This window comes from Streptomyces carpinensis, assembly GCF_002154505.1.
GTDB lineage: Bacteria > Actinomycetota > Actinomycetes > Streptomycetales > Streptomycetaceae > Streptomyces > Streptomyces carpinensis.
The window spans coordinates 1-4884 of the sequence record NZ_MUBM01000435.1; the positions used below are offsets into that span (position 1 = coordinate 1).

Annotated in this window: 5 protein-coding genes; 2 read left to right on the top strand and 3 right to left on the bottom strand. The window is 74.8% G+C overall.

Features of this window, described 5'->3' with window-relative positions; genetic code table 11:
- On the top strand, positions 1 to 321 hold a 321-nt coding region (locus BZY54_RS42230), incomplete at its 5' end, for a Zn-ribbon domain-containing OB-fold protein (protein ID WP_086730671.1).
- A gap of 17 nt (positions 322 to 338) precedes the next feature.
- Here BZY54_RS42230 and BZY54_RS42235 read toward each other — a convergent pair.
- The 3 genes from BZY54_RS42235 to BZY54_RS42245 all read right to left on the bottom strand — a co-directional run bounded on the left by BZY54_RS42235 (position 339) and on the right by BZY54_RS42245 (position 3527).
- Positions 339 to 1601, bottom strand: a complete 1263-nt coding sequence (locus BZY54_RS42235) for a glycosyltransferase 87 family protein (protein ID WP_086730672.1) — start codon at positions 1599 to 1601, stop codon at positions 339 to 341.
- Between the two features lie 358 nt (positions 1602 to 1959).
- Entirely contained in the window at positions 1960 to 2352 is a 393-nt protein-coding gene (locus BZY54_RS42240; protein ID WP_086730673.1) for a PPOX class F420-dependent oxidoreductase, read from the bottom strand.
- A complete protein-coding gene (locus BZY54_RS42245) occupies positions 2349 to 3527 on the bottom strand; it encodes a MalY/PatB family protein (protein WP_086730674.1) in 1179 nt (392 codons plus the stop codon). Before BZY54_RS42245 ends, BZY54_RS42240 begins: the two co-directional genes overlap by 4 nt.
- Positions 3528 to 3696: 169 nt before the next feature.
- Here BZY54_RS42245 and BZY54_RS42250 point away from each other — a divergent pair.
- Positions 3697 to 4884, top strand: a 1188-nt coding sequence (locus tag BZY54_RS42250; RefSeq protein ID WP_086730675.1) for a S1 family peptidase, incomplete at its 3' end; no start/stop codon positions are given.

Genomic DNA, 4884 nt, shown 5'->3' on the forward strand with positions numbered 1-4884 from the left:
TTCCAGCGCTGCACCTGGTGCGGGACGGCCATGTACCACCGGGTGCTGTGTCCGGTGTGCCGCGGCAGCGAGCTGCGGACCGAGCGCAGCGAGGGCACGGGCACGGTCCGCCACTCCACGGTGGTGCACCGCAACACCCCGGCCGCGCGCAATGTGTCGCTGATAGAGATGGGCGAGGGCTTCGTCGTACGGGGCCGGGTCATGGGCCCGCTGATCGGCATCCACGGCGGTGACCGGGTACGGCTGTCCACCGCGAAGGATCCGGTGCGGGGCGAGCCGGTCTTCCAGTTGCTCGACGAGCCGTACCGCGCCTGGAGCTGACCGCCTCTCGGCCGCCGTCAGGACAGCACGGCCGGGTGCGGCCGGGACCGCGACCGTTCCGGGTCGGGAACACCGGTACGCTTCTCCGCCCGGGCGGGTTCGAGGGCCAGCGCCAGGAAGGTCAGCACCGCGCACACGGCGTAGACGCTTCCGGGCCAGGCGAGCACTTGGGGGTACGGACTCGGGTGCGCCAGCCGGTCCTCCGCGCCGATCAGGCGCGGAACGAGCCGGGTGACGGTGACCAGCGCCCACAGGGCGAGGGCGACCCGGCTGAGCGGTCCCCGCCGGCAGGGACCGTGGGCCAGCCAGATCATGGCGGGCACGCACCAGATCCAGTGGTGGCTCCAGGAGACGGGGCACACCAGCAGCCCGTACAGCTCCACGGTGACGAGGACGCCGAGCCGGTCGTCCCGCCGGACGCAGCGACGCAGGGCGCAGGCCGCCGCCAGGGTCACCAGTGCCAGCGCCGCCCACCACAGGACCGAGCCGGTCACATCGGGGCCGAGCAGCCGGGTGAGCGCCCCGCGCAGGGACTGGTTGCGCACCGACCACACCGGGCCGACCCGCCGTGTGTCCGTCACCAGCCCCGACCAGTAGCGTGCCGACGCGCCCGGAGCGACGCACCAGGCCAGGACCACGGTCGCGCAGCCGCCGGCTGCGGCCCACCCCGCCGCGCGCCACTGCCGGGTGGCCAGCAGGTACAGTCCGCCGACGGCCGGGGTCAGTTTCACCGCCGCCGCCAGCCCCACGGCCGCGCCGCGGCCCGCCGCCGTACGGCAGAGCGCGAGCCCCCCGAGGACGAGAGCGCCCAGCAGCAGGTTGATCTGGCCCTGGTCGAGGGTGTGCCGCACGGGTTCGAGCCAGGGTCCGGCGGCGGCCCAGAGCAGGGCCAGGTCCCTGACGCGGGCATCGGGGCCCGGGGACAGCAGCCGCAGCGCGCACGCCGTGACGACGAGCACGGCCGCCAGGGAGAGCGCCTGCCACAGTGCGACCAGCGCCGCCCAGGGAAGGTGCGACAGCGGGAGGAACAGCAGTGCGGCGAAGGGCGGGTAGGTGAACGGCAGCAGGGGGATGGGCGGGCCGGTGCGCACCGTGTAGTCGTACAGGCCGCCCGAGAGCAGGTGCGGTGAGGCCTCCCGGTAGACGCGCAGATCCAGCGGGTGGGGCGGATGCGTGGCGATGGTCAGCGCGTACAGCGCGAGGGAGCCGGCCAGGCACCAGCCGGCACGAGCGGTGAGCCACGCGCCGATCCCCCGGCTCCGGACCAGGACTGCCTTCACCGCACCAGCTCCGTCACGTCGGCGGCACCGCTCACCCGCGGGCGGCACCCGTCACACGTCCGGGCACCGCCGGCGATGCACCGCGGGGCCGGTCGCACACGCCGCGGCGCCGGGCGGCCGGCAGCGCCGGTCCCGTCCGCGGCGCCCGCAGCCTAGCCGGGCGCGCACCCGGCGAAACGCCGCCACGCGAAGAGACGGCCCCCGGAACATATGTGTCATCCCGACTCCATCCGCCGGACCCACCGGCGTCGGAACAGGGCCCGGTGCTGACCGAACGGTGCCCGACGGCTCGTGGGCCCGGCCCGGCCGTTCCCGCCGGGCCGGGCACTTGTCGCCGCGGGTGGCCCTCGTACGCCGGTCAGCGCGTGAGCGTCACCCGGATCCCGACGGTCCCCCGCTCCCCCCGGCGCAGCCGGCTGCCGAGCAGGGTGAGACGGCCGACGAGGCCGTACTTGCGGGCGATCAGGCCCCGGTAGCGGGCGGTGGTGGCCGGGTCGCAGATCTCGGCGGTCGCCGGGACCTGCTCGCCGGTCGGGTGGCCGCGCAGGTCGCAGGGGCCCACGAGGACGTCGGCGCGGTTGCGGATCCGTCGGACCTTCCAGGAGTCCGCGGCCGTCCACACGCCGAGCGCGTCGCCGTCCCGCACCACCCACACCGGGGTGGCGACGGGTGTGCCGTTCTTCCGGTAGCTGGTGATCAGCAGGTACTTGCCCGCTCCGAGCCGCGCCACCGGGGTGCCGTCCGCGTTCATCCCGCAGCCACCGCCATCCGCCGTACCGCCTCCGTGATCAGTTCCGGTGAGGTGCCCAGGTTCAGGCGTACATGCCCGGCGCCGCCCGTGCCGAACGGAAGCCCCGAGTTGAGCGCGATCCGGCCCCGGTCCAGGAAGACCTGGGCCGGGTCGTCGCCGAGTCCGAGGGCGCGGCAGTCCAGCCAGGCCAGGTAGGTGGCCCGGCCGGGGCGGTGGGCGACGGCGGGCAGGTGCGCGGCCAGCAGTTCGGCGAGCAGCCGGCGGTTGTCGTCGAGCCCGGCCAGCAGGGCGTCCAGCCAGGGGACGCCGTCGCGCAGCGCGGCGGTGTGCGCGATGACGGCGAGGTGGCTCGCGCCGTGGCCGACCTCCTCGGGCATCCGGGCGAGGTCGGCGGCTGCCTCGGGGCCCGCGACGGCCAGGGCGGCCTTGAGGCCGGGCAGGTTCCAGCCCTTGCTCGCCGACATCAGGGACAGGCCCTTCTCGCCGCCGGGCACGCTCAGGTACGGCACGAAGGCGGCGTCGGCGGCGAGCAGCGGCGCGTGGATCTCGTCGGCGACGACCCGCACGCCGTAGCGGTCGGCGAGTGCGGCCACGGCTGCCAGTTCGCCGGCGGTGTGCACGGTGCCGGTCGGGTTGTGCGGGCTGCACAGCAGGTAGGCGGCCCGTCCGCCGGCCGCGACGGCCCGCTGGAACGCCTCCTCCAGCGCGTTGAGGTCCAGCCGCAGGTCCGCGCCGAGCGGGGCCTCGGCGATCCGCCGGTCCATGTGGGTCACGAACTGGAAGAACGGCGGGTACACGGGTGGGTTGACGATCACCGGGTCCCCGGGTTCGGTCACCAGTTTCAGCATCTCGACGACGCCCAGCATCACGTCGGGCACCAGCGCCGTGCGCTCCACCGCGAGCCCGCCCCAGCCCCACCGCTTGTCCGCGAAGGCGGCGAGCGCCTCGGCGTAGGCCGTGCCCGCCGGATAGCCGGTGTCCCCGAGGGCCAGCGCGTCCGTGACCGCGCGGACCACGGGTTCGGCGATCGGTACGTCCATCTCCGCCACCCACAGCGGCAGCACGTCTGCGGGGTAGGTGCGCCACTTCATGCTCGTACGGCGTCTGAGGTCGTCGAGGGCGAGGGCGGTGAGGGGATTCGGCTCACCGGACGGGTCGTGCGGGATGCGGGTCATGGGCTCAAGATAGGCGGCCGCACAGGCGAGCTGGAATGTCGCGGACGGGAGACGGTACCGAGTCCCGGGCGATGAACACGGCCGCACCGCGGCGCGTATGGAGAAAGGGCGCTCAAGAACCCGAGCGCCTCGCGGTGTTGGGAGTGTGTTCGGTGTTCGGGAGCCACGCATGATGCACGCACGACGCAGGGTCGTCCGGCGAGTGACACGGCTGACGGCCGTGGCGGGACTCCTCCTCGGAGGAGCGATGGTCGCGCAGGCGGCGATGGCCGGTGAGACTCCCGGCGCCTCCGGCGTGACGCGCGGCCCCGCGCGGTCGGCCGCCGTCGCGTCCGCCGCGACGGGTGGCGATCTGGTGGCGCGACTGGGTACGGCGCGCACGGCGGGCAGTTGGATCGGCGCCGACGGACGCCCGGTCGTGGCCGTCACGGACGCGGGGGCCGCCGCCGAGGTACGGCGGGCGGGCGCCGAGGCGAAGGTCGTGCGGCACAGCATGAACGAGCTGAGGTCGGCCACGGCGACCCTGCGTGCGACGCCCCGGGTGCCCGGCACGGCGTGGGTGACGGACTACCGCACCAACGAGGTGACCGTCGAGGCGGACAGCACCGTCTCCGCCGGCGACTGGGCCCGGATGACCGAAGTCGCCCACGGTATCGGCTCGTTCGTGCGCACGGAGCGCACCGGGGGCAGGTTCACCACCCGCCTCAACGGGGCGCAGCCCATCCTGTCGGCCGGCGGGCGCTGCTCGGCCGGCTTCAACGTGACCGACGGGCGCAGCGACTTCATCCTCACCGCCGGGCACTGTGGGCCCACCGGTTCCATCTGGTTCGCGGACGCCCAGGGCGACCGGCAGCTGGGCACGACGGTCGGCGGCACCTTCCCCGGCAGCGACTTCTCACTGGTGAAGTACGCCTCCGGCCGGGCCGGGCCGGGCGCCGACGTGGTGGCGATCGGCGGCGGCAACGGCGTGCGGATCACGGGCGCGGGCGATCCCGCCGTCGGCCAGCGGGTGTTCCGCAGCGGCAGCACGAGCGGTCTGCACGACGGTGAGGTGACGGGGCTGAACGCGACGGTGAACTATCCCGAGGGCACCGTCACCGGCCTGATCCGGACCACGGTGTGCGCCGAGCCGGGCGACAGCGGCGGACCGCTGTTCTCGGAGGGGATCGCCCTGGGGGTGACCTCGGGCGGCAGTGGCGACTGCCGGACGGGTGGTACGACGTTCTTCCAGCCGCTGACCAAGGCGCTGACCGCGCTGGGCGTGAAGCTGATCGTGTCGGCGCCGCAGGGGGGCGCGGGCCGGAGTCCCGCTCCCTCCGGTGCCCCGGCCACCCACAGCGCCATCGCGCCCGGCGCC

What these genes read in the sequence shown, in the direction of transcription:
- BZY54_RS42240 (WP_086730673.1), bottom strand. Translation starts at nt 2,352, where the DNA reads ATGAACGCGGACGGCACCCCGGTGGCGCGGCTCGGAGCGGGCAAGTAC.
- BZY54_RS42245 (WP_086730674.1), bottom strand. Translation starts at nt 3,527, where the DNA reads ATGACCCGCATCCCGCACGACCCGTCCGGTGAGCCGAATCCCCTCACC.